The sequence below is a fragment of the Pseudomonas sp. E102 genome, from assembly GCF_052660185.1.
This window is the reverse complement of the sequence record NZ_CP084025.1, coordinates 3,608,104-3,631,297: the sequence shown is the minus strand read 5'-3', so window position 1 is coordinate 3,631,297 and position 23,194 is coordinate 3,608,104. Positions and strand designations below refer to the sequence as shown.

21 protein-coding genes are annotated in these 23,194 nt (G+C 60.9%); 12 read left to right on the top strand and 9 right to left on the bottom strand.

Going from position 1 to position 23,194, the window contains the following annotated elements; genetic code table 11:
• Positions 1 to 2: 2 nt before the first annotated feature.
• From DOCECA_RS16675 to DOCECA_RS16665, 3 genes are read right to left on the bottom strand one after another with little or no spacing between them, the layout of a single operon-like run.
• Positions 3 to 998, bottom strand: a complete 996-nt coding sequence (locus tag DOCECA_RS16675) for a lysylphosphatidylglycerol synthase transmembrane domain-containing protein (protein WP_420765274.1) — start codon at positions 996 to 998, stop codon at positions 3 to 5.
• Entirely contained in the window at positions 995 to 1,768 is a 774-nt protein-coding gene (locus DOCECA_RS16670) for a DUF2334 domain-containing protein (RefSeq protein WP_434648744.1), read from the bottom strand. The genes DOCECA_RS16675 and DOCECA_RS16670 overlap by 4 nt, the downstream gene beginning before the upstream one ends.
• Positions 1,769 to 1,778: 10 nt before the next feature.
• Positions 1,779 to 2,870, bottom strand: a complete 1,092-nt coding sequence (locus tag DOCECA_RS16665) for a glycosyltransferase family 4 protein (protein ID WP_420765272.1) — start codon at positions 2,868 to 2,870, stop codon at positions 1,779 to 1,781.
• A 319-nt stretch (positions 2,871 to 3,189) separates the two neighbouring features.
• On the opposite strand from DOCECA_RS16665, the gene DOCECA_RS16660 reads away from it, so the two are divergent.
• Positions 3,190 to 4,677, top strand: a complete 1,488-nt coding sequence (locus tag DOCECA_RS16660; protein WP_420765271.1) for a helicase HerA-like domain-containing protein — start codon at positions 3,190 to 3,192, stop codon at positions 4,675 to 4,677.
• A gap of 136 nt (positions 4,678 to 4,813) precedes the next feature.
• Here DOCECA_RS16660 and DOCECA_RS16655 read toward each other — a convergent pair whose 3' ends face one another.
• Positions 4,814 to 5,269 carry a DUF721 domain-containing protein gene (locus DOCECA_RS16655; RefSeq protein ID WP_420765270.1) on the bottom strand — a complete coding sequence of 152 codons (456 nt, stop codon included), beginning with the start codon at positions 5,267 to 5,269 and terminating at the stop codon, positions 4,814 to 4,816.
• 308 nt (positions 5,270 to 5,577) lie between these two features.
• On the opposite strand from DOCECA_RS16655, the gene secA reads away from it, so the two are divergent.
• The 3 genes from secA (at position 5,578) to DOCECA_RS16640 (ending at position 10,720) form a co-directional block, all read left to right on the top strand.
• Positions 5,578 to 8,319: a preprotein translocase subunit SecA gene (gene secA / locus DOCECA_RS16650; RefSeq protein ID WP_420765269.1), complete on the top strand. Its 2,742-nt coding sequence runs from the start codon at positions 5,578 to 5,580 to the stop codon at positions 8,317 to 8,319.
• A gap of 118 nt (positions 8,320 to 8,437) precedes the next feature.
• Entirely contained in the window at positions 8,438 to 9,655 is a 1,218-nt protein-coding gene (argJ, locus tag DOCECA_RS16645) for a bifunctional glutamate N-acetyltransferase/amino-acid acetyltransferase ArgJ (RefSeq protein WP_420765268.1), read from the top strand.
• A gap of 120 nt (positions 9,656 to 9,775) precedes the next feature.
• Complete coding sequence (locus tag DOCECA_RS16640; protein ID WP_445570809.1) at positions 9,776 to 10,720, top strand: Nudix family hydrolase; 945 nt, start codon at positions 9,776 to 9,778, stop codon at positions 10,718 to 10,720.
• A gap of 110 nt (positions 10,721 to 10,830) precedes the next feature.
• Here the strand turns inward: DOCECA_RS16640 and DOCECA_RS16635 are convergent, their stop codons facing one another.
• From DOCECA_RS16635 to DOCECA_RS16625, 3 genes are read right to left on the bottom strand one after another with little or no spacing between them, the layout of a single operon-like run.
• Positions 10,831 to 11,412: a cob(I)yrinic acid a,c-diamide adenosyltransferase gene (locus DOCECA_RS16635; RefSeq protein ID WP_434701662.1), complete on the bottom strand. Its 582-nt coding sequence runs from the start codon at positions 11,410 to 11,412 to the stop codon at positions 10,831 to 10,833.
• Between the two features lie 3 nt (positions 11,413 to 11,415).
• Entirely contained in the window at positions 11,416 to 13,452 is a 2,037-nt protein-coding gene (locus DOCECA_RS16630) for a sensor histidine kinase (protein ID WP_434648736.1), read from the bottom strand.
• Positions 13,453 to 13,498: 46 nt separating this feature from the next.
• The gene (locus DOCECA_RS16625; RefSeq protein ID WP_434560333.1) at positions 13,499 to 14,416 is read right to left on the bottom strand and encodes a putative 2-dehydropantoate 2-reductase; all 918 of its coding nucleotides are present in this window, start codon (positions 14,414 to 14,416) and stop codon (positions 13,499 to 13,501) included.
• Between the two features lie 143 nt (positions 14,417 to 14,559).
• Here DOCECA_RS16625 and DOCECA_RS16620 point away from each other — a divergent pair, with 143 nt between their 5' ends.
• Complete coding sequence (locus tag DOCECA_RS16620) at positions 14,560 to 15,045, top strand: YajQ family cyclic di-GMP-binding protein (RefSeq protein WP_003205057.1); 486 nt, start codon at positions 14,560 to 14,562, stop codon at positions 15,043 to 15,045.
• 154 nt (positions 15,046 to 15,199) lie between these two features.
• Positions 15,200 to 16,042 (top strand): mechanosensitive ion channel family protein, encoded by an 843-nt coding sequence (locus DOCECA_RS16615; RefSeq protein WP_420765263.1) that lies wholly within the window; start codon positions 15,200 to 15,202, stop codon positions 16,040 to 16,042.
• Positions 16,043 to 16,148: 106 nt separating this feature from the next.
• Here the strand turns inward: DOCECA_RS16615 and DOCECA_RS16610 are convergent, their stop codons facing one another.
• A complete protein-coding gene (locus DOCECA_RS16610; RefSeq protein ID WP_445570808.1) occupies positions 16,149 to 17,477 on the bottom strand; it encodes an OprD family porin in 1,329 nt (442 codons plus the stop codon).
• An 800-nt stretch (positions 17,478 to 18,277) separates the two neighbouring features.
• On the opposite strand from DOCECA_RS16610, the gene DOCECA_RS16605 reads away from it, so the two are divergent.
• Both DOCECA_RS16605 and DOCECA_RS16600 read left to right on the top strand, forming a co-directional pair.
• Entirely contained in the window at positions 18,278 to 18,703 is a 426-nt protein-coding gene (locus DOCECA_RS16605; protein ID WP_420765261.1) for an HIT family protein, read from the top strand.
• Between the two features lie 4 nt (positions 18,704 to 18,707).
• Positions 18,708 to 18,914: a SlyX family protein gene (locus DOCECA_RS16600; protein WP_420765260.1), complete on the top strand. Its 207-nt coding sequence runs from the start codon at positions 18,708 to 18,710 to the stop codon at positions 18,912 to 18,914.
• A gap of 69 nt (positions 18,915 to 18,983) precedes the next feature.
• On the opposite strand, the gene DOCECA_RS16595 is transcribed toward DOCECA_RS16600, so the two are convergent.
• The gene (locus DOCECA_RS16595; RefSeq protein WP_420765259.1) at positions 18,984 to 19,589 is read right to left on the bottom strand and encodes a cold shock domain-containing protein membrane protein; all 606 of its coding nucleotides are present in this window, start codon (positions 19,587 to 19,589) and stop codon (positions 18,984 to 18,986) included.
• Positions 19,590 to 19,968: 379 nt separating this feature from the next.
• On the opposite strand from DOCECA_RS16595, the gene DOCECA_RS16590 reads away from it, so the two are divergent.
• From DOCECA_RS16590 to aspS, 4 genes are all read left to right on the top strand, one after another.
• On the top strand, positions 19,969 to 20,442 hold the full coding sequence (locus DOCECA_RS16590) for a Dps family protein (protein ID WP_039591690.1): 474 nt from the start codon (positions 19,969 to 19,971) through the stop codon (positions 20,440 to 20,442).
• A gap of 204 nt (positions 20,443 to 20,646) precedes the next feature.
• On the top strand, positions 20,647 to 20,991 hold the full coding sequence (locus DOCECA_RS16585) for a ribbon-helix-helix domain-containing protein (RefSeq protein WP_434560329.1): 345 nt from the start codon (positions 20,647 to 20,649) through the stop codon (positions 20,989 to 20,991).
• Positions 20,992 to 21,115: 124 nt separating this feature from the next.
• Positions 21,116 to 21,337, top strand: a complete 222-nt coding sequence (locus tag DOCECA_RS16580; RefSeq protein WP_003178589.1) for an FmdB family zinc ribbon protein — start codon at positions 21,116 to 21,118, stop codon at positions 21,335 to 21,337.
• Positions 21,338 to 21,412: 75 nt separating this feature from the next.
• Complete coding sequence (gene aspS, locus DOCECA_RS16575) at positions 21,413 to 23,188, top strand: aspartate--tRNA ligase (protein WP_434701667.1); 1,776 nt, start codon at positions 21,413 to 21,415, stop codon at positions 23,186 to 23,188.
• The last annotated feature ends 6 nt before the right edge of the window (positions 23,189 to 23,194 follow it).

The following is a 23,194-nucleotide window of genomic DNA, read 5'->3' as shown; positions in this document are numbered from 1 at the left end:
GGTCAGGCCTGCCTGAGCCTGATCAGCTTCTTGATCAATGGTCGCCCGACCATCAGGAAAAACACTGGCCCTCCGGCCAGCAGATAGAAGTAATAGGTCACCGCTCGCCAGATCAGAATCGCCGCCGCCGCGGTGGATTTTCCTACCATGGGCGCCAGTAGCGCCGCCGAGGTCAACTCCGCCGCTCCGGCGCCGCCCGGCAGCAGGCTGAACTGCCCCGCGCTCAGAGAGAGCATTTGGATCAGGAAACTCCACGCCCATTGCAAATCCGCCCCCAGCCCTTTCAATGCCAGATAAAGCACGCTGTAGCGCAGCGCCCAGTGCAGGCAGGTCAAGCCGAACACTTGGAAAAGTGTCATTCGGGGCAACTTCAACGTATCGGTGAACGCCGCCAGGAAATTGAGGATCTTGCGTCCCCAACGCCGGCGAGTGCTGGTTTTCACCCGTAGGTGGCGCAGCACTCGGGCACCCAGCAGAATCAGCCGGCGATGGTAGCGCGCGACCAGGGCGCAGCAGGCCAGGCCGCCGAACATCGAAATCGCGCTCAACGCCAGCATCCATTCCATGCGCTGGCTGAGGTTCTGGAACAGCGCGTAGAACAGGATGCCCAGCAAGGCACACAGGAAAAACAGCAGATCGCTCAACTGATCCATCGCGAATACGGCGCTGCCATGGGCCGGGCGCACGCCGTTGCGCGCCAGCAGGGCCATCAGCGTCAAGGGGCCGCCGCTGCCGCCGGGCGTCGCGCACATGGCGAACTCGGTGGACATCACCACGCCCATGCTTTTGACCGCGCCGATGCGCCCACGGTGCTCGCCCAGCAGCAAACGCAGGCGCATCGAGTTCAGCGCCCAGCACAGCACAATCATGCCGAGCATGACCAACAGCAGCGACAACGGAAAGCGCTGCACCCGCGACCACATTTCCCCACCGCCCACCAGCATCGGCACCACAAGCGCGATGAGCAGGGCGGCGACCAGCCAGATCAATCGCTTCATGCGGCGTTACTGACCCGCAGGCCCTGGGTTGCCAGCCAGCCGGCCTTGGTCATCGGCACACGTCCGTCCTCAAGCAGGCGCTGCAGGGTGCGTAGCCAATAATCCCGGGAAAAACCGTGGCGCATGTCCACCGGGTGCAGCCCCAGGCGAATCACAGGTGCCTGGCGCCAGCGCTGTTCGCGCTGGTCGCTGATGATTTTCGACAGGCCCCGGCGCCAGGCGCTGCGCGCGCTCCAGACCAGGCCCGGCGCATCGATCTGGGTGAACTCGGGCAAACGGTAAAGGTGTTGGGTATCGCTGGTGTAACTCAGAGGCAGCTGGCGCAAGGCTTGCCGGGTGCCTTCGCTCATCAGCCAGGCGGGCGCGACGAAACCTTGGAGCGGCCATTGGTACCGCTGGAAGATTTCGATACCGGCTCGTAGGCGAGCGAGGGCGGCCTCTTCGGACAATCCATAGAACTCGCCTTCGTGGGTGTAGACCCGCCGCATGAAAAAGTCCTTGGGATGAAGGGCGGGCGGGCCGTCGTCGCAATGGTAGTAACCGTGCAAGACCAATTCATCGCCGCGCTCGACCCGGCCGTCCAGCAAGCGCCTGAAGCCGGGGTGATCGTCCAGCGCATTGGCATGATGGAAATCCGGCACCACCAGCCAAGTCATCGGCACCTGGCCAAGGGCGTCGACGGCTTCAACGAAGGGCTGGTAGTCGGGCCAGGTCTGGGGCGCGACGTCATGGAGCACCAACAGCAGGCTGGGAGTGGGATTCATTGCCATCGACGTCGCCTCAACCATTGGCCAGCAGCGGCATCTCTGCGCCGAGCACACTGTAGTAATGGCCCAACAGGCTATTGACCACCGTGTCCCAGGCGTAATGACGCTCTACGTGTCGCCGAGCCCTGGCGCCACGTTGCTCGCAACCTTCGGCGAACAGCTGTCGAACGGCATTGGCCATGGCCTGCGGATTGTCAGGTGTGCACAGCAGACCGCAGTCCTCCTGGACGATTTCGCTGAACGCGCCGGCGGCGACCGCTACCACCGGGATGCCGCTGGCCATCGCTTCGAGGATCACCAGGCCAAAGGTTTCCTGGTCGCCAGCATGTAGCAACGCGTCGGCGCTGGCCATCAGCCGGGCGACCTGGGGCGCCGGGCAGAATTCGTCGATGACGGTGACATTGTCCGGCACCAGGGCGGGCATCGAAGAACCGACCAACAACAAGTGGTAGCGCTCGCCCAGGCGTTTCATGCACTTGAGCAGCACCGGCAGGTTTTTTTCCTTGGAGCCGCGACCGGCGAAGATCAGCAATCGCGCGTCTTCGGCGATGCCCAGCTCCGCCCGCAATTCGGGGTCGCGGGCGGCGGGGTTGAAGGTCTGGAGGTCTACCCCCAAGGGCTGTACATAGACGTTCTTGACACCCAGCCCGGTCAGTTTGTCGGCCATGACCTGGCTGGGGGCCAGGACTCGGTCGAAGTTGCCGTACAACTTGCTGACGTAGGCCTCGATGTTGGGCGTGAACCAGCTTCCCATGCGGTTGCTGACCAGCAGCGGCAAGTCTGAATGATAAAAACCGATGACAGGCACATCGAGCTGGCGCCGGGCATCGAGGGCCGCCCAGGCGGTGAGATAGGGATCGCCTACTTCAATGAGATCAGGCTGCAAGTCGCGCAGGACATTACGCCAGGGCGCCAGGCGAAGCGGGAAGCGATAACCCTTGCCAAAGGGGAGCGGAGGGGCTGGAACTTTATAGATTCCGTCCTGCTCACTCAGGTGAGCGCCAGGAATCAAGAGGCTATGGCGGATACCGGGCCGATTGCCCAGGCGCCGGTGCTTGGCATCCAGATAAGTGCGCACGCCACCGCTGGCGGGGGCGTAGAACATGGTTATGTCCGCTATATGCACGATGAACGTCCCTCCGGTCTGTGTTCTCCTGTGTTGACCTTTAGTAAGAATAGATGTTCGGTTGGGGTTGTGAGGGCGGGTTGTCAGCGGAGTATTGCTGGGTTTGACAGGGCCTCATCGCGAGCAAGCTCGCTGCCACATGGGACCTGTGCGTACCACAACCCTGTGCGAGCTTGCTCGCGATAGGGCCCGCCCTGATTCGCAGCTATTATTCCTGCTGCCAACGCCCTAATGCCCAGGCATGCTCTTATATAAACGCGCAAAATGGCGTCATATCGCAAACACCACGGGTGACGAAATGCCTGACTCATCGCAACTGATCATCGGGGCCGACCTTGCCGGCCAACCTGTCGCCCAGGCCATGCGCCTGGCGAACCGCCATGGACTGGTGGCGGGTGCCACCGGCACGGGCAAGACCGTTACTCTACAGCGCCTGGCCGAGATGTTCAGCGATGCCGGCGTGGCCGTCTTCGCGGCAGACATCAAGGGCGACTTGTGCGGCCTCGGTGCTGCCGGCGCTCCCCAGGGCAAGATCGCCGAGCGTATCGCCGGCATGCCTTGGCTTGGCCACAAGCCCCAGGCTTATCCGGTGACGCTGTGGGACATTCACGGCCAATCGGGTCATCCGCTGCGCACTACCTTGAGTGAAATGGGCCCGTTGTTGCTCGGCAGCCTTTTGGAACTGACGGACAGCCAGCAATCGGCGTTGTACGCGGCGTTCAAGGTCGCTGATCGGGAAGGCCTGTTGCTGCTGGACCTCAAGGACTTGAAGGCGCTGCTCAACCACCTCAAGGACAACCCCGAATTGCTAGGGGACGATGCCGCCTTGATGACCACGGGTTCCAGCCAGGCGCTGATGCGACGCTTGTCCACGCTGGAACAGCAAGGGGCCGACGCCTTGTTCGGTGAGCCGGCGTTGCAGTTGGAGGACATTCTGCAACCGGCCAGCGATGGTCGCGGCCGTATTCATCTGCTGGACGCCAGCCGCCTGGTCCATGAAGCGCCGAAGGTCTACGCGACATTCCTGCTGTGGCTGCTGGCCGAGCTGTTCGAGCAACTGCCCGAGCGCGGCGACGCGGACAAACCCTTGCTCGCGCTGTTCTTCGACGAGGCGCACCTGTTGTTTGCCGGCACGCCCAAGGCGCTGCAGGATCGCTTGGAACAAGTGGTGCGACTGATCCGCTCCAAGGGCGTCGGGGTGTATTTCGTGACCCAGTCGCCGGGGGATCTGCCGGACGATGTGCTGGCACAGTTGGGATTGCGCATCCAGCACGGCCTGAGGGCTTTTACCGCCAAGGAACAGAAGTCCTTGCGGGCGGTGGCGGAGGGTTTCCGACCGAACCCGCAATTCGATGCCTTGGCGGTACTCACCGAACTGGGCATCGGTGAAGCCCTGGTCGGCACTCTGCAAGAAAAAGGCACGCCGGAAATCGTCCAGCGCGTGCTGGTGGCGCCGCCGCAGTCGCGTATCGGGCCGCTGAGCGAGGCCGAGCGGGCCGGGTTGATTGCCAGTTCACCGTTGCAGGGACGTTACGACAAGCCTATTGATCGCGAGTCGGCCTATGAAGTGCTGATGGGCCGCAAGGGGCTGGAACCGCAAGCCGAAGCGACACCGGGCAAGCCCACCGCTGAAGAGCCAAGCTTTACCGAAAAGGCCGGGGAGTTCCTTGGCACCGCGGCGGGCCAGGCCTTGAAATCAGCGATGCGCCAGGCGGCCAATCAACTGGGTCGGCAGTTGGTGCGGGGGTTGATGGGGTCGTTGTTGGGTGGCAGTAAGCGGCGGTAGTCGAGACCGAGTCGCGCCCATCGCGAGCAGGCTCGCTCCCACAGTAGGTTTCTGCCAGATACAAAATTTGTGTTCGCCTAGATCCCCTGTGGGAGCGAGCTTGCTCGCGATAGCTATCTAACAGGCGCCGGAAATCTCAATCCTTGGGCCGCGCATGCGCCGCCAACCGCTCCAGCGCCGCCTTCAGGTTAGGGTCGCTGATGCCCTCGGCGGTGGCCTGGATGGTCGCGGCCGCGTCGGTGGACAGGTCCAGGGTATGTCCCTTGGCGCCGGCCTGTACGGTCGGCGGCTGGACCTTGAACAGGATTCGCGTCAGGTTGGCGAATTCATCGAATGCCTGCAATTGACGCAGCAGGCGCTTCTGTTGGTAGCGCAGGCGCGTGGCCCAATGGCCGTCAGTGACGATCAGCAACAAGCTGCCTTCGCGCCAGGAGGCTACGTGGCAATGCTCACGCGCGGCGGGCTGCAACTGGCTGTCCACCAGCCGTTGCAGATGACCGAGGCGCCTGGCGTGGCCGAAAATGGCTTTCAGCGGCTTGGCTTCGCGCAGCAGAACGGCGGGCGCCTTGGCTGGAAGAGGGCGGAAGGCCATGGTTGAATACCGCAAAATGACAGAGGCGCCATGGTAGCAGAAGCACCGGTCGCCCCGCCGCCCTGTCGCCCAGCGGCTTTTATCCCACATAATCAATAAGTAACTTATGCGCTTTGTGGGTTGAAGTTCGCGCAAAAGCCCTTATTTTAGGGAGGCCCCGTCACAGCGCTGTGCCAGCATCGTGGAATAACGCCACTTTCCTCACCATCGTTTCCGGGTAGAATGCTCGTTCGCATGCGGCCATGAGGGCTGCACGGGCGACTCACGGGGCCGCCCTCCATCCCTTTAGTGTGGAAGATCCTGCCGATATGTTTGCGCCTTTGTTAAAGAAACTTTTTGGAAGCAAGAATGAGCGTGAAGTCAAGCGCATGCTCAAGACGGTACAGATCGTCAATGCCTTCGAAGAGCAAATGGTGGCCCTTTCGGACGATCAGTTACGCGCCAAGACCGCCGAATTCAAGGACCGCATCGCCAAGGGTGAGACCCTTGACCAGATCCTGCCCGAAGCCTTTGCGGTCTGCCGCGAAGCCGGCAAGCGGGTCATGGGCATGCGTCACTTCGACGTCCAGTTGATCGGCGGCATGACCTTGCACGAAGGCAAGATCGCCGAAATGCGTACCGGTGAGGGCAAGACCCTCGTGGCGACCCTGGCGGTGTATCTCAATGCATTGTCCGGCAAGGGCGTACACGTGGTCACGGTCAACGATTACCTGGCCCGCCGCGACGCCAACTGGATGCGCCCGCTCTACGAGTTCCTCGGCCTGACCGTCGGCGTCGTCACGCCGTTCCAGCCGCCGGAAGAGAAACGCGCCGCCTACGCCTCGGACATCACCTACGGCACCAACAACGAATTCGGCTTCGATTACCTGCGCGACAACATGGCGTTCAGCATGGAAGAAAAATTCCAGCGTGAACTCAACTTTGCCGTCATCGACGAAGTCGACTCCATCCTCATCGACGAAGCCCGTACCCCGCTGATCATTTCCGGTCAGGCCGAGGACAGCTCCAAGCTGTACATCGAGATCAACAAGTTGATCCCGCAGCTCAAGCTGCACGTGGAAGAAGTCGAGGGCGAAGTCACTCAGGCCGGTCACTACACCGTCGACGAGAAGACCCGCCAGGTCGAGCTCAACGAATCCGGCCACCAGTTCATCGAAGAGATGCTGACCCGCGTCGGCCTGCTGGCAGAAGGCGAAAGCCTGTACTCGGCCCATAACCTGGGCCTGCTGACCCACGTCTATGCCGGCTTGCGTGCCCACAAGCTTTTCCACCGCAATGTCGAATATATCGTGCAGGACGGCCAGGTCGTGCTGGTGGACGAGCACACCGGCCGCACCATGCCGGGCCGTCGCCTGTCCGAAGGCCTGCACCAGGCCATCGAGGCCAAGGAAGGTCTGAACATCCAGGCCGAGAGCCAGACCCTGGCCTCCACCACCTTCCAGAACTACTTCCGCCTGTACAACAAGCTGTCCGGCATGACCGGTACCGCTGACACCGAAGCGTTCGAGTTCCACCAGATCTACGGCCTGCAAGTGGTGGTGATTCCGCCGAACAAGCCGCTGGCGCGCAAAGACTACAACGACCTGGTGTTCCTGACCGCCGAAGAGAAATACGCGGCGATCATCAATGACATCAAGGAAGGCATGGCCCAGGGCCGTCCTATCCTGGTGGGTACCGCCACCATCGAGACCTCCGAGCACATGTCCAACCTGCTCACCAAGGAAGGCATCGAGCACAAGGTCCTGAACGCCAAGTTCCACGAGAAGGAAGCCGAGATCATCGCCCAGGCCGGTCGCCCGGGTGCGTTGACCATCGCCACTAACATGGCCGGCCGTGGTACCGACATCCTGCTGGGCGGCAACTGGGAAGTGGAAGTCGCTTCCCTGGAAAACCCGACCCCCGAGCAGATCGCGCAGATCAAGGCCGACTGGCAGAAGCGTCACCAGCAAGTGCTCGAATCCGGCGGCTTGCAGGTGATCGCTTCCGAGCGTCACGAATCCCGCCGTATCGACAACCAGCTGCGTGGCCGTGCCGGTCGCCAGGGTGACGCAGGCTCCAGCCGCTTCTACCTGTCGTTGGAAGACAGCCTGATGCGCATCTTCGCCTCTGACCGGGTGAAGAACTTCATGAAGGCCCTGGGCATGCAGCCAGGCGAGGCGATCGAGCACCGCATGGTGACCAACGCCATCGAAAAGGCCCAGCGCAAGGTCGAAGGCCGCAACTTCGATATCCGCAAGCAATTGCTGGAGTTCGACGACGTCAACAACGAGCAGCGTAAAGTGATCTATCACATGCGCAACAGCTTGTTGGCCGCCGACGACATTGGCGAAACCATCGCCGATTTCCGTCGTGAAGTACTCGACGCGACCATCAGCGCCCACATCCCGCCGCAATCGTTGCCGGAACAGTGGGACGTCGCTGGGTTGGAAGCCTCCCTGCGCAGCGATTTTGGCGTGTCGTTGCCGATCCAGCAGTGGCTCGACGAAGACGACCACCTGTACGAGGAAACCCTGCGCGAGAAGCTGCTGGCCGAACTGATCGCCGCGTACAACGAAAAAGAAGACCAGGCCGGCGCCGAGGCGCTGCGTTCCTTCGAGAAGCAGATCGTGCTGCGCGTGCTGGACGACCTGTGGAAAGACCACTTGTCGACCATGGATCACCTGCGCCACGGTATTCACTTGCGCGGCTACGCCCAGAAGAACCCGAAGCAGGAATACAAGCGCGAGTCCTTCACGCTGTTCTCCGAGCTGCTGGATTCCATTAAGCGCGACTCGATTCGTGTGCTGTCCCACGTTCAGGTTCGCCGCGAAGACCCGGTTGAAGAAGAAGCTCGCCTGCGCCAGGAAGCCGAAGCCTTGGCTGCCCGCATGCAGTTCGAACACGCCGAAGCGCCAGGGCTGGAAGTGGCCCAGGCGATGGAAGAAGGTGTCGACGTGGATGTTGCACTGGCCACCGCGCCGGTGCGCAACGAGCAGAAGCTGGGCCGTAACGAGCTGTGCTATTGCGGCTCGGGCAAGAAATACAAGCATTGCCACGGGCAGATTCAATAATCCCGTTTCAACGCTGAACGACCCGCGCCGCGACAGGTAACCCCTGTCGCGGCGTTTTGCCATTTGATTCGCCGTTTCGATGAAGACGGCGTCGATTTATCTATTAAGGAGCGCATTCATGGCTGTTGGTCTTGGTCCGTTGCCAACGTTGCACCCGGTTGCCGGTTTTGAACTCGGTATCGCCTCGGCGGGCATCAAGCGCCCCGGGCGCAAGGATGTGGTGGTGATGCGTTGCGCCGAGGGTTCGACGGTCGCGGGCGTGTTTACCCTCAATGCGTTCTGCGCCGCGCCGGTGATCCTGGCCAAGCAACGCGTGCAGGGACCGGTGCGTTACCTGCTGACCAACACCGGTAACGCCAATGCCGGCACCGGCGCGCCAGGCCTGGCCGCCGCCGAGCGCACCTGCGCCAAGCTGGCTGAACTGACGGGCGTCGACGCCAACCAGGTACTGCCTTACTCCACCGGTGTAATCGGCGAACCACTGCCGGTCGAGAAAATCGAAGGCGCGTTGCAAGCCGCCCTTGATGACCTCTCGGAAAACAACTGGGCCGCCGCCGCCACCGGCATCATGACCACTGACACCCTGCCCAAGGGCGCGAGCCGCCAGTTCCAGCACGACGGCGTCACCGTCACGGTCACCGGCATCAGCAAAGGCGCCGGCATGATCCGCCCGAACATGGCGACCATGCTCGGCTACATCGCCACCGACGCCAAGGTTTCGCGCCAGGTGCTGCAAGACCTGATGCTCGACGGCGCCAACAAGTCGTTCAACCGCATCACCATCGACGGCGACACGTCTACGAATGACTGCTGCATGCTGATCGCCACTGGCAAGGCCAACCTGCCGCAGATCACCGAGGCCAGCGGCCCGCTGTTCATGGCCCTCAAGCAGGCGGTGTTCGAAGTGTGCATGGAAGTGGCCCAGGCCATCGTCCGTGACGGCGAAGGCGCGACCAAGTTCGTGACCGTGCAGGTCAACGGCGGGGGCAATCACCAGGAATGTCTGGACGTCGGCTACACCGTGGCGCACTCGCCACTGATCAAGACCGCATTGTTCGCCTCCGACCCGAACTGGGGCCGTATCCTCGCCGCTGTCGGCCGTGCCGGCGTGCCTGAGCTGGACGTGAGCAAGATCGACGTGTTCCTTGGCGAAGTGTGCATCGCCAGCCAGGGCGCCCGCGCCGCAACCTACACCGAAGCCCAGGGCGCGGCCGTGATGCAGCAGGAAGAGATCACTATCCGCATCGAGCTGGGACGGGGTGATTGCAGCGAAACCATCTGGACCACTGACCTGTCCCACGAGTACGTAAAGATCAACGCTGAGTATCGGACTTAAGACCGAGGCGCTCCTATCGCGAGCAAGCTCGCCCCCACAGGGCAACAGTGTCGTTCGTGTGGGAGCGAGCTTGCTCGCGATGGGCCGGAACCGACTCCATCAACGCTGAGGAATAGCGCGGTGAAACGAATCCACGTAGCGGCGGCGGTCATTCGCGATGCCGCCAGCAGAATCCTGATCGCCCGGCGGGCCGATACCCAGCACCAAGGTGGCCTGTGGGAGTTTCCTGGCGGCAAGGTCGAGGCGGATGAATCCGTCGAGACCGCCCTGGCCCGGGAGCTTCATGAAGAATTGGGCATCGTTGTCGGCGCCGCTCGGCCGCTGATCAAGGTGCGTCATGACTACCCGGACAAGCAGGTGTTGCTGGACGTCTGGGAAGTCTCGGCGTTCAGTGGCGAGCCCCACGGTGCCGAAGGCCAGCCGTTGGCCTGGGTGACGGCCCGTGAGTTGACGAATTATGAATTTCCGGCGGCCAATCAGCCGATCGTCGCGGCGGCCCGTTTGCCGGGCGAGTACCTGATTACGCCCGAAGGCCTCGAAACGCCGGCGTTGCTGCGCGGCTTGCAGAAGGCGATCGGGGGTGGGATCAAGCTGGTCCAACTGCGCGCGCCCAACGGCTACGATCCGCAATACCGTGATCTGGCGGTGGACGCGGTGGGGCTGTGTGCCGGCAAGGCCCAGCTGATGCTCAAGGGGCCGTTCGAATGGCTGGGGGATTTCCCGTCGGCCGGCTGGCACATTACCGCCGCACAACTGCACAAGCATGCGGCGGCCGGTCGACCGTTCGGCAAGGATCGCTGGCTGGCAGCCTCGTGCCATAACGCAGAAGAGCTGTCCCTGGCGCAGCAGATGGATGTGGATTTCGTGACGCTCTCGCCGGTGCAGCCGACCCAGACCCATCCCGATGCCAAGCCGCTGGGATGGGACGAAGCGGCGCGGTTGATCGAGGGCTTCGACAGGCCGGTCTACCTGTTGGGCGGAGTAGGGCCGGATGAGCGGCAAAAGGCATGGGACGCCGGGGCCCAGGGCGTGGCGGGGATTCGGGCGTTTTGGCCTGAGGCGTGAGAGTGTGCAACAACTGACGCCATCGCGAGCAAGCTCGCTCCCACATTGGATTTTAGGCGGTCACAAAACCCCTGTGGGAGCGAGCTTGCTCGCGATGGCGGACTGACAGATCAGCCCCCAGGCTTGGCCGCCGCCTCCCAAAGTACCTCAGCCACCCCTTGGCGCCGGGCAATGACCCGCGCGGCCACGAACAACAGATCCGACAATCGATTGATGTAGGCCAGCCCCGGCCCGGCCAGCGGCTCCACTGCGTTCAATTGCTGGCAACGACGCTCGGCGCTGCGGGCCATGCTTCGGCAGACGTGGGCTTGGGCGATCAGCGTCGAGCCGCCGGGTAGGATGAAGTTCTCCAGCGGACCCAATTCCTCGTTCCATCTGTCAATCGCCGCTTCCAGCCGTTCGACTTCCGCCACGTTAAGCGCTTGATAGGCGGGCATCGCCAATTCACCGCCTAGGTCGAACAAGCGGTGCTGACATGGCGCCAACACCGTGATGACGTCTTCCAGCGCGGGATGCCGGGCCGTTTCCTCGGCCAGACCGGACAGCAACAGGCCCAACTGGCTGTTCAACGTATCCACTTCGCCGATCGCCTCGACCCGCGGGTGGTCCTTCGCCACGCGGCGACCATCCCCCAGCCCGGTTTCACCTTTGTCACCGGTGCGGGTGTAAATCTTCGACAGGCGAAAACCCATTGTTCAGCGCTCCACTTGCTTGTGTTCCTGGGCCACGATCGAAGTGCCCGCCAGCGGCAGGCGCAGGGTGAAGCAAGTGCCCTGGCCTGGCGCGGATTGCACTTCCATCTGGCCCTTGTGGTTGTTGGTGATGATGAAATACGAGACCGACAGCCCGAGGCCCGTGCCCTGGCCGATTTCCTTGGTGGTAAAGAACGGTTCGAAGGTGCGTTTGCGCACGTTCTCGCTCATGCCGATGCCATTGTCCTCGACCTGGATTTCCGCCCACGGTGGATTCAGCCGGGTACGCAGGATAATACGGCCGGGCTCGCCGTCGTCCTGGCGCTGATGGATGGCCTGGGCAGCGTTTTTCAGCAGGTTGAGCAGCACCTGCTCCAGTTCGTTGGCGGTGCCGGGCACCGGCCCCAGGTTCGGGTCGAACTGACGGATGATGGCCTGGCCCTTGAAGTCGAAACCGATCGCCAGGTCGAAATCGTTGCCGGCAATCTCGACGGCTTGGTCGATCAAAGCGGGCAAGTCGCAGGGGGCCATCTGCCGGGTGCTGCGTCGACTGAAGCTGAGCATGTGGGTGACGATCTTCGCGGCCCGGGCACCGGCCTGCTGGATGCCGTCGAGCAGTTGCGGGATTTCCCGGCTCTCCAGGTAACGGTAGATCACCGGCAACTCGATGCCCAACTGCTCGGCCTGTTCGAGGTTCTTCGGCAGTTCCGCCGACAGGCGTCGGCGGATGTTCTGCACGTTGTGCAGGATCGCTCCGAGCGGATTATTGATCTCATGGGCCATGCCCGCCGCGAGGCCACCGACCGAGAGCATCTTCTCCGATTGCACCATCATTTCTTCCAGCGACAAGCGCTGGGTAATGTCATCGATACGGATCACCACGCCCCGCCCGGCACCGCCCATCAACGGATAGAACGTGAGGGCGTAATGCCGGGCTTCGTCGTCCTTGGTCCAGGTGACACGCTCGATCTTGGCCACGGTGTGCTGCTCTACCGTCTGCTTGAGCTGTGGCAGATAGGGCTTGAGCGGTTCGAAGGCGAGGAAGATCGGCTGGTTCAGCGCTTCGTCCAATCGTGTGCCTGAGAGCGCGCTGGCTTCCTGGTTCCATTGGGTGACGTAGAGCTGTTCGTCGAGGGCGATCAGCGCCGACGGCATGGAGTCGATGATGCTGTTGAGGTAGTTCTGGAAGCCGGTGAGTTTTTTCTCGATCTTGCTGCGCACCTGGACTTCCAGTTCCAGCTTGCGGTTGGTGTGGCGGGTTTCCTCCGCCAGCCCCTGGGCTTGGTCATAGGCGGCCTGGGAATCGTCACGGGCTCGCTTGAGTTGCTGTTCGCGAGCTTCGATGCGCGACAGCATGGTGTTGAACGCCTCGGCCAGGCTGCCGATTTCGTCGTGGTTGCCCCGGGCGGCGCGCAGGGAATAGTTTTCCTCGCGGGTCACCTGGCGCGACAACTCTTCGAGCTGGTGGATCGGTTGGGTGATCAGCCGCTTGATCTGCTGGGCAATGACCAGCCACAGCAGCACGCTGAAGATGAGGATGCCGAGGCTGGCGGTCAACGTGCCGGTGTAGAACGCGGTGGGCAATTCGCTGCTGGCGACCAACAAGAGATGGCCCGGCGTGGTGCCGGGACGGGGCAGGGTAATGACCTGGTTGCTGCGGAACTCGCCGGCCTGCCAGGTTTGCATGTGGCGGAAATGTTCCGGCAGCCTGAGTTTTTCGCCCTGTTGCAGCTGGGCCAGCCGTTCGCCTTGTCCATCGTAGAGTGCCGCTGCTCGCAGCGGGGCGTAGCTGTTGAGCTCATCGAGCAGGCGTTGGGCGCTTTGCGGCGATTGCAGCGCGTCGGCGATCAGGCTCGGGTTGGCCACCAGCCGGCCAATGGTCTGCAACGCCTGGGGGGCCATGCTTTCCTGGGAAATGTAATAGGCCGCGCTGATGAAAGTCAGGTTGGCCACCAGCAAAACGGTGGTCAACAACACCAACAGGGCCGCCAGCAGTTTCTGGCCGACCGGTAGATTTTCAAGGCGCTGGCGCAATGGCATCGGACTCGTCGCTAACAAGGAACACGAGGGCCAGCGTAGCCGCTGCTCAGTCGCTGGGCAATCCAAGGTTGTGCAGGTGGGCGATCAGTCGCTCGCGCATTTGTCCGAGATGCGGCACCGTTACGCCATGCCGCTGGGCGACCGCGCAGGCATGGCCGAGCAGGTAGCTGATTTCGGTGCGCCGCTGGTTGGCGACGTCCTGGTACATCGAGGAATAATTGGCGGCGGTGGCCTGGATCACCCGTTCGACTTCCGTCTGCAAGTCCTCGGCCGCCGCAGGCTGGCCGCAGCGTTCAAGCAGGTCGGTGAGTTCGGCGCAAAGGGTCGCCACTTCGCAGCGGTGGTCCTGCAGGCCACCGTTCTTACAATGGTGCAGTACCGTGAGTGGGTTGATCGCACAGTTGAGGGCCAGTTTGCGCCAAAGGCGGGTGAGGATATCGGCGCTCCATTCATGGGGGATGCCGGCGGCGGCCAAGTCATCCAGCCAGACCGGTGCCACCGGCTGGGCCGGATCGCCCAGCCAGGTGAAGCCGTGGCCGGCGAACACCACGCGCCAATCGCCATCGCGAAACGCGCCTTCGGTGCTGGAAGCGCTGATGCAGCGGGCCTGGGGCACGCGGTTCGCCACGGCGTCCTGGCTGCCGAGGCCGTTCTGCAACAGGATCAGTTCCGACTCGGCGCCCAGTCGATGGGCAATCGAAGCCACGGCTGCTTCCGCGTCGTAGGCCTTGCAAGCCAGGAGCAGCCGCTGAATAGGCTCGGTGCCTTGCGCGGTTTCGCCGGGCACCGGGTAGCACTGCGCCTGGCCTTGTTCCACCAAGGTCAGGCCGCCGGCCTCGCGGTAAGCCTGCAACCGCTTTTCATTGCGAAGCACCAGCCGCACCGGCAGGCCGGCCCGGGCCAGGCGCGTCGCCCATAACGTGCCGAGGCTGCCGGCTCCCAGGACATGCCAGGTGGTGGACATCAGTTTTTTACTCGGTTTGGCGCAGGCATCTGAAGGGCTCGCGGTAAAGGCGGGAAAAGACCCGTTATAATGAGCCCGATTTCAACCACAAGCCAAGTGCGCGCCTTTGTCATGAGCGCGTCTTTTTATTTGGAGAACACTACATGCCGTCATTCGACGTGGTATCCGAACTGGACAAGCACGAAGTCACCAACGCCGTTGAAAACGCCGTCAAGGAACTCGACCGTCGGTATGACCTCAAGGGCAAGGGCAGCTTCGAGTTCAAGGAAAAGGATCTGACTGTCAACCTGACCGCCGAGGCCGACTTCCAGCTTGAGGCGATGATCGAAATCCTCAAGCTGGCGCTGGTCAAGCGCAAGATCGATGTGCAGTGCCTTGAAGTCAAGGACGCCTATGCGTCGGGCAAGCTGATGAAGCAGGAAGCCGTGCTCAAGGAAGGCATCGACAAGGAACTGGCAAAGAAGATCGTTGCCCACATCAAGGACGCCAAGCTCAAGGTCCAGGCCGCCATCCAGGGCGAGCAGGTGCGGGTGACCGGCAAGAAGCGTGACGACTTGCAGGAAGCCATCGCCGCGCTGCGCGGCAAGGAGTTCGGCATGCCGCTACAGTTCAATAACTTCCGCGACTGACACCAGGCTGTTCGCAATGACAGTGGCCAGATGCTGCTCCCGCCGGTAAGGCAGCGACCCATCAAAAAGGCGCTGCTGGGTAACCAGCGGAGGCGATGTTTGGCCACACAGTGTTTGCACGGGTGTTGCGTGCAACGGGAAAAAGGAGAACACGATGGACTTGAACGCTGAAGTGGACCACCTGGTCAAGGCTTCCCAGGCTTGGATACCGATGATCATGGAGTACGGCAGTCGTGTACTGCTGGCAATCGTTACCCTGGCCATCGGTTGGTGGCTGATCAACAAGGTTACGCAGAAACTCGGGGCGCTTTTGGCTTTGCGCAACGCCGACCTCGCCTTGCAAGGGTTCATCGGTACCCTGGCAAACATCATCCTCAAGATATTGCTGATCGTCAGCGTCGCGTCGATGATTGGCGTGGAAACCACGTCGTTCGTAGCGGCCATTGGTGCGGCAGGCCTGGCGATTGGCCTGGCCTTGCAGGGCAGCCTGGCGAACTTCGCCGGCGGCGTGCTGATTTTGCTGTTCCGTCCGTTCCGCATTGGCGATTGGATCGAAGCCCAAGGCGTGGCCGGCACGGTCGACAGTATCCAGATATTCCACACGGTGCTGCGTACCGGTGACAACAAGACAGTTATCGTGCCGAACGGCAACCTGTCGAACGGCATCATCACCAACACCAATCGCCAGCCCACCCGCAAAGTCGTGTTCGACGTGGGCGTGGATTACCAGGCCGACCTGCAAAAGGCTCGGGAAGTATTGCTGGAGTTGGCCAAGGACGAGCGCGTATTGGCTGATCCTGCGCCAGAAGCGGTGATTTCGACCTTGGGCGATAGCTCGATCACGGTTTCCCTGCGTATCTGGGTCAAGACCGCGGATTACTGGAACGTGATGTTCATGCTTAACGAACAGGCGCGGGACCGCTTGAAGGAGGCGGGCATTGATATTCCGTTTCCGCAGCGCGTGATTCGGATGGTTCATGAATCCACGTCGGCGTAACCGCTTCGCTTGTCGGATCCGACCAGGCATCCAAAAGTAGCGAGCATAAAAAAGGCCCATCCGAAGATGGGCCTTTTTTTGATTACCGCAAACTGACTTTCGGCAATTACAGAACCGAAATCGGGTAGTCAACGATCAGGCGGAACTCTTTCACGTCGCCTTCGCCTTCGTCTTCGTTAGCGTAGTGCCAAGCTTGACGAATGCGGAAGGAGAGGTCTTTCGCTGGGCCAGACTGGACAACGTACTTGGCTTCGAAGTTGGTTTCGTTGTGCTTGCCGTTGTCGCCGTAGATGCCGGCGTAAGCGCTGCCTGTTGGGGTGTTGGTGCCGTCGATGTCCCAACCTTTGACGTAGCGAGTCATGAAGCTCAGACCTGGAACGCCGTACTCAGCCATCTTCAGGTCATAACGGACCTGGGCAGACTTCTCGTTAGGTGCGTTGAAGTCGGAGTACTGGATGGAGTTGGCGAGGAAGATCGAGTCGCCGCCGCGGTTGTTCTTGCCCACGCCGATGTAGTCGAACGGCGTGTCGCCGTTGACCTTCTGGAAGGCCACGGTGACGGTGTGTGCTTTCAGGAACGAGAAAGCAGCTGCCAGGGAGAACGTCGTGTTGCTGATGTCACCGGCTTCGGCGCTGCCGGCATCGGTGGTGCGGTAGATGTTACCGTCCAGGTTCAACGACTGATCGCCACCCATTGGGATGGTGTAGTTCAGGTTGGCGTAGTACTGGTTCCAGATGTCTTCCAGCTTGGCGCCGTACAGCGATGCGCTCAGGTTGTCGCTGATCGCGTATTTGCCGCCCAGGTAGTCGATGGTGTTGGCTTCGACGCCAGCGTAGGTTGCGTACAGGCCGCCATTGCGGGAGTTACGATCCTGGCTGGTACCCGAGTAGAAGTGACCGGCTTCGAGGTCAAGGTCTTTGACTTCGCTGCTCTGCAGTTGGAAACCGCTGGCAGTTTGAGGAAGGATACGGGAACCGCCAACGGCAAACACTGGAGCAGTGCTTGGCTGCATGTCACCGACTTTCAGCTCGGTCTTGGAGACGCGGAATTTGATCGCTGCGCCGGCCTTGCCCTGGCTGTCGTTTACATCGCCATCGGCGTCGCGGCTCATGTTGCCGGTGCCGCCGGTGCCGTCGCCACCGTCCAGTTTCAATGCCAGGTAACCGAATGCGTCGACGCCGACGCCAACAGTACCTTGGGTGTAGCCGGAGCTGAAGTTGCCCCAGATACCCTGGGTCCAGTCTTTCTGGTCGTCGCCACCGTTTTTGTTATCACGGTTGAAGTAATAGTTGCGCAGCAGCAAGTCGAACTTTGCGTCTTCGACAAAGCCTTTGGCTTCAGACTGGTCACTTACGAAAGGTGCGGCCGAGGCCATTTGAGTACTGGCTGCTGCAGCAACGGCCAGTGCGATCATGCTCCACTTCATCACGCGCATCGTGATTTGCTCCTTTGGTTTTAAGAGTACTGCCGTCCCACCTGTTTTATTATCTGGGCGGCTCTTTCTTTTTGTGTCGGCGCAAACTTATATCACGCCGACATTCTTTGGCGATACTTGCCCATTCAACCTTTCAGCTTCTTTACGACCATGTCGCCAATGGCTCGATCCATGTCGTAATTCAGCTGCTCCGAGGTAGGTGGAAGACAACTTCAAGTTGCTCTTTTTTCCACCATCGGCGTAAAGAGTCCATAAGTACAACGCTTGAAGCTCCTGAGGGCAGCCTTGCCACTTTAATTCTCATGCCTGCAGGTTTCGCGTCCGGCGATGCCCTGTAGGCGATATGGGCATGAATGCAACAAGCATGCACAAACCCGGTTTTCGTTCACATTTTTTTCACATTTTAGCTGCGGTTGCGGCGAAACCTCATGAAACCGGGCTCCAAAGGCCTTGTTTTAAATGGGGTTGACTGCTGGGCAGCTGACATGTTTGAAGCCGATAAACCTCGCGGGACAACCAAAAACGTTACCGGTTCACCCCGTCAGTGGGTAAAACACGGATGCCACGATCACAAAGCGTAGACGCATTGTGCTGTTTTGGTGCAAAAATTCTCAACGCTGGACGAAAAGAGAACAGCGCTTGTGCCAGCTAGCTGCAAAATGCGCTTTTACGATTCCGGGCGCCCGGTATTGGTGCGCAGTGAACGTTGCGCCGTTCACAGGTATGCTGGCGGCCTGCGTCCGGTGGCAGCCCGAAGGGCGTCGCATCGGGCCATCGATCAACGAGCGAGGAGTACGCCGGTGTTTGCCTTAGATCCACGATTGCAACAAGACACATTGCCCATCGGCGATTTCCCGCTGTGCCGCTTGCTCTTGTCCAATGACTCGAACTACCCGTGGTTCATCCTCGTGCCGCGACGGGAAAATATCAGTGAATTGTTTCAATTGGATGACGCTGATCAATCGCAGTTGTGGAAAGAAACCACGGCACTGGCTGAAACGCTCAAGGACTCGTTCGATGCCGACAAGCTGAATGTTGCAACCTTGGGTAACGTCGTCAGTCAATTGCACATGCACGTGATCGTACGCAAGCGAGAGGATGCCGCCTGGCCGGCGCCGGTCTGGGGCAAGCACCCGGCCCAGCCTTATGATGCCGGGCAGGTAGCGGCCATCCGCGAACGGTTGCGAGCGGTGTTGACCGATGATTTCAAGTTTCTGGAGGGCTGAGACCATGAATCTTGAAGAGCGCGTAACAGACCTGGAAAGCCGCCTGGCGTTTCAGGATGACACTATCCAGGCATTGAATGACGTGCTGGTGGAGCAGCAACGAGTCGTTGAGCGTTTGCAGCTGCAGATGGCGGCGCTACTCAAGCGCCAGGAGGAAATGGCCGGGCAGTTCGAATCCTTCGAGGAAGACGCGCCACCGCCGCATTACTGATCGGTCCGAACGGCAGTCGATAAAAAACCGCGAGCAGCCAGGCTGCGTCGCGGTTTTTTTACGCCCGGATCAGCGGCGCGGCAGCGCGGCGATCACGTCTTCGGCCTGTAGGCCCTTGTCGCGATGCATCACCGAGAACTCCACGCGCTGGCCTTCGACCAGAACGCGGTGGCCTTCGCCACGAATGGCCCGGAAATGCACAAAAATGTCATCGCCGGAGTCGCGGGAAATGAAGCCGAACCCCTTGGAGGTGTTGAACCACTTCACGGTGCCGGTATCGCGGTTGGACATGTCGTAGTTCTGTGATGCGGCCGCTGGCGACGACTTCTTGTAGAAGCTGACGGCCAGGTGCAGCAAGACAGCGAGCAATGCCGCGGCCAGGCTGGACAGGATGGCGGGTTGGCCGCCGATTTCCGGCATGGGCGCCAGCAGGGACAGGGTTTGCAAGGCAACAGCCAGTACCAGCAAGCCGCTGACAAGGTTTTGCAGTTGATGACGTGGACCTTTGTTCCAGTAAGGGATGACGGGTGCCAGGGTCAGGTTGAGCAGGCCGAAAAAGGCCAGGTACAGCGCGTCGGGATGTTGCAGGTAAGGTGTGGCTTCGGAACCCAGGCTAGGGATGAAGGACAGCAGCAGGGCAGCTGCGCCCATTAGCAAGTGGACGATTTTCAACATTTTGATTGGCTCACGGTTAAGACAGATCACAAGGAAGAGCTGGTCGGGGGCGGTTCGCTCCAGAAATGAGAGGCGTAGGAACACGCACCCGGATCAGCCTATGCGCGACGCCCTGAAAAATAGGCGTAGCGACACACTGCCTATTTAACAGCAAAGCCGGGGCCTTCTCAAACGTGTTACAGAGGCGCGGCACGCTGTTCGTCGGCCAGGGGCATGGGAGGGACGCTTGCCGGCGACGGGCAATGGATGTTGAATTTTCACCGTCTTGCCGGAACCGTCCGACGTCCCAGCTTGTCGGTTCAGGATGGCTGGCGATTTGTCGCAGGATATCGACCGCGACACCCGCTAGAGTGAATTCACCATCGTCAGGAGATCAACCATGGCAATTGATATCGGTATCAGCGAAGAAGATCGCAAGTCCATCGTCGACGGACTTTCGCGGCTGCTGTCGGACACCTATGTGCTGTACCTCAAGACCCACAACTTCCACTGGAACGTTACCGGGCCGATGTTCCGCACCTTGCACCTGATGTTCGAAGAACAATACAACGAGCTGGCGCTGGCGGTGGATTCGATCGCCGAGCGAATCCGTGCGCTCGGCTTCCCGGCGCCTGGCGCTTATTCGGTGTATGCGCGTTTGTCTTCCATCAAGGAGGAAGAGGGCGTACCGGCGGCAGAGGATATGATCCGGCAATTGGTCGAGGGGCAGGAAGCGGTGACGCGCACCGCTCGCGGTATCTTTCCTTTATTGGACAAGGTCAGCGACGAGCCCACCGCCGACCTGTTGACGCAGCGTATGCAGGTTCACGAAAAAACCGCGTGGATGTTGCGTTCGTTGCTGGAAGATCGCTAAGCCCCGGGCCGGCGATGGTGCTGCCGTTGGCGTCATCGCCCGCCACTGCGTGTAGGAACGCATGATTCATCGCCAGCGCCCTGTTGGCTTGTCCTACGTTGATGGTCAAAAAGTCATCTGGAACTGGCGATCCAGTTGAGCTTCCATAGCACCACAGATCGGTTGTTCCGACTGAGGTTCGTATGGCAAAGGAGTGTCAACGGTATGATCCAAGGAAAAGACCCCAGGGAAAGTGTGCGCGGACGACCGCAGTCCGTGAAGATCGACCCGTTCGTCAGTGGTTTTGACATGCAACTGGCGCGGCCGCTGGCCCGCTCCATCCGACTCAACGGATTCGCCACCTGCCTGCGGCTGGAGCAGGTCTATTGGGATATTCTCGGTGACCTGGCGCAGCTCAACAGCTGCTCCGTCAGCACCTTGCTGTCCCATGTGGACAGGGAGGTCCACCTGCGTCATGGCGGCGTGCGTAATTTCAGTGGGCTGGTGCGCGTTGTCTGCGTGGTTCACAGCCTGAAGGAAATGCACGGGAGTGATCCAGGTCTTGGCTGAACGATATTATCGGCAATGACTGTGCGGTCTTACGGCTGCACAGGCCGCATTTAATGGATATAATCCCGCTCTTTGCCGCAAAGCCGGGCTTTGCGTGAATAACCTGATCGCCGAGACAACCCCCATGCCGATGTACGACTATCAATGTGCTTCCTGTGGTCATCAGATGGAAGCCATTCAAAAAATCAGCGCGGCACCGCTGGTCGATTGCCCCGCCTGCCAAGCGCCGGAGCTGAAAAAGATGCTGTCCATGCCTGGTTTCCGCCTCGGCGGCACGGGCTGGTATGAAACCGACTTCAAGACCGGCGCCAAGAAGAACCTGGCCGGTGGCGACAAGGCTGACTGAGTTGAACACGCGCGGGTTCTTGCACGGGCAGGGCCTCCAACCGAATTTCGAATTACGAGAAGTGAAACCACTACCATGATGCGCAGCCATTATTGCGGCCAACTGAACGAAAGCCTGGAAGGTCAGGAAGTTACTCTTTGCGGATGGGTCCATCGTCGCCGTGACCATGGCGGGGTGATTTTCCTCGATATCCGTGATCGTGAAGGCCTGGCCCAGGTAGTGTTCGATCCTGACCGCGCCGAAACCTTCGCCACCGCCGACCGCGTGCGCAGCGAATACGTCGTCAAGATCACCGGCAAGGTGCGCCTGCGCCCGGCTGGCGCTGGCAACGCCAACATGGCGTCCGGCATGATCGAAGTGCTGGGCTACGAGCTGGAAGTGCTCAACGAGGCGGAAACCCCGCCGTTCCCGCTCAACGAATATTCCGACGTAGGCGAGGAAACCCGCCTGCGCTATCGTTTCATCGACCTGCGTCGTCCGGAAATGGCCGAGAAGCTGCGTCTGCGTTCGCGCATGACCACCAGCATCCGTCGTTACCTGGACGAGAACGGCTTCCTCGACGTCGAGACGCCGATCCTGACCCGCGCCACGCCGGAAGGCGCCCGCGATTACCTGGTGCCGAGCCGTACCCACCCCGGCAGCTTCTTCGCCTTGCCGCAATCGCCACAGCTGTTCAAGCAACTGCTGATGGTGGCCGGGTTCGATCGCTACTACCAGATCGCCAAGTGCTTCCGCGACGAAGACCTGCGTGCCGACCGTCAGCCTGAGTTCACCCAGATCGACATCGAGACCAGCTTCCTCGATGAAAAAGACATCATGGGCCTGACCGAAGGCATGATCCGCAACCTGTTCAAGGAAGTGCTGGACCTGGAATTCGGCGATTTCCCGCACATGACCTTCGAAGAAGCCATGCGCCGCTACGGTTCCGACAAGCCAGACCTGCGTATTCCGCTGGAGCTGGTGGACGTGGCCGATCAGCTCAAGGAAGTGGAGTTCAAGGTATTCAGCGGCCCGGCCAACGATCCGAAATGCCGTATCGCTGCCCTGCGCGTTCCCGGTGGCGCGAGCATGCCGCGCAAGCAGATCGACGACTACACCAAGTTCGTCGGCATCTACGGTGCCAAGGGCCTGGCCTACATCAAGGTCAACGAGCGCGCGGCGGGTGTCGATGGCCTGCAATCGCCGATCGTGAAAAACATCCCGCAGGACAACCTCAACGTGATCCTCGATCGCGTGGGCGCGGTCGATGGCGACATCGTGTTCTTCGGCGCCGACAAGGCCAAGATCGTCAGCGAAGCCTTGGGCGCATTGCGCATCAAGCTGGGTCACGACCTGAAGCTGCTGACCTGTGAGTGGGCTCCGCTGTGGGTCGTTGATTTCCCGATGTTCGAAGAAAACGAGGACGGCAGCTTCTCCGCGCTGCACCACCCGTTCACCGCGCCGAAGTGCTCGCCACAAGAGCTGGAGGCCAACCCGGCCACCGCCCTGTCGCGTGCCTACGACATGGTCCTTAACGGCACCGAGCTGGGTGGCGGTTCGATCCGTATCCACCGCAAGGAAATGCAGCAGGCCGTGTTCCGCCTGTTGGGTATCGATGAAGCGGAACAGGAAGAGAAGTTCGGCTTCCTGCTGGACGCCTTGAAGTACGGCGCGCCGCCCCATGGTGGCCTGGCCTTCGGCCTGGATCGCCTGGTGATGCTGATGACCGGCGCCCAGTCGATCCGCGAAGTCATCGCGTTCCCGAAAACCCAGAGCGCGGCGGATGTCATGACCCAGGCGCCTGGCGTCGTGGATGCCAAGGCATTGCGCGAGTTGCACATTCGTCTGCGTGAACAGCCAAAGGCTGAGTAAGGCTGG

Coding starts and splice junctions, on each gene's coding strand:
- DOCECA_RS16615 (WP_420765263.1), top strand. CDS start 15,200: ATGGACTTGAACGCTGAAGTGGACCACCTGGTCAAGGCTTCCCAGGCT.
- DOCECA_RS16600 (WP_420765260.1), top strand. CDS start 18,708: ATGAATCTTGAAGAGCGCGTAACAGACCTGGAAAGCCGCCTGGCGTTT.
- DOCECA_RS16580 (WP_003178589.1), top strand. CDS start 21,116: ATGCCGATGTACGACTATCAATGTGCTTCCTGTGGTCATCAGATGGAA.
- DOCECA_RS16630 (WP_434648736.1), bottom strand. CDS start 13,452: ATGCCATTGCGCCAGCGCCTTGAAAATCTACCGGTCGGCCAGAAACTG.
- DOCECA_RS16665 (WP_420765272.1), bottom strand. CDS start 2,870: ATGTTCTACGCCCCCGCCAGCGGTGGCGTGCGCACTTATCTGGATGCC.
- DOCECA_RS16595 (WP_420765259.1), bottom strand. CDS start 19,589: ATGTTGAAAATCGTCCACTTGCTAATGGGCGCAGCTGCCCTGCTGCTG.
- DOCECA_RS16655 (WP_420765270.1), bottom strand. CDS start 5,269: ATGGCCTTCCGCCCTCTTCCAGCCAAGGCGCCCGCCGTTCTGCTGCGC.
- DOCECA_RS16660 (WP_420765271.1), top strand. CDS start 3,190: ATGCCTGACTCATCGCAACTGATCATCGGGGCCGACCTTGCCGGCCAA.
- DOCECA_RS16585 (WP_434560329.1), top strand. CDS start 20,647: ATGATCCAAGGAAAAGACCCCAGGGAAAGTGTGCGCGGACGACCGCAG.
- DOCECA_RS16620 (WP_003205057.1), top strand. CDS start 14,560: ATGCCGTCATTCGACGTGGTATCCGAACTGGACAAGCACGAAGTCACC.
- secA (WP_420765269.1), top strand. CDS start 5,578: ATGTTTGCGCCTTTGTTAAAGAAACTTTTTGGAAGCAAGAATGAGCGT.
- DOCECA_RS16635 (WP_434701662.1), bottom strand. CDS start 11,412: ATGGGTTTTCGCCTGTCGAAGATTTACACCCGCACCGGTGACAAAGGT.
- DOCECA_RS16590 (WP_039591690.1), top strand. CDS start 19,969: ATGGCAATTGATATCGGTATCAGCGAAGAAGATCGCAAGTCCATCGTC.
- DOCECA_RS16670 (WP_434648744.1), bottom strand. CDS start 1,768: ATGGCAATGAATCCCACTCCCAGCCTGCTGTTGGTGCTCCATGACGTC.
- DOCECA_RS16625 (WP_434560333.1), bottom strand. CDS start 14,416: ATGTCCACCACCTGGCATGTCCTGGGAGCCGGCAGCCTCGGCACGTTA.
- argJ (WP_420765268.1), top strand. CDS start 8,438: ATGGCTGTTGGTCTTGGTCCGTTGCCAACGTTGCACCCGGTTGCCGGT.
- DOCECA_RS16610 (WP_445570808.1), bottom strand. CDS start 17,477: ATGCGCGTGATGAAGTGGAGCATGATCGCACTGGCCGTTGCTGCAGCA.
- aspS (WP_434701667.1), top strand. CDS start 21,413: ATGATGCGCAGCCATTATTGCGGCCAACTGAACGAAAGCCTGGAAGGT.
- DOCECA_RS16675 (WP_420765274.1), bottom strand. CDS start 998: ATGAAGCGATTGATCTGGCTGGTCGCCGCCCTGCTCATCGCGCTTGTG.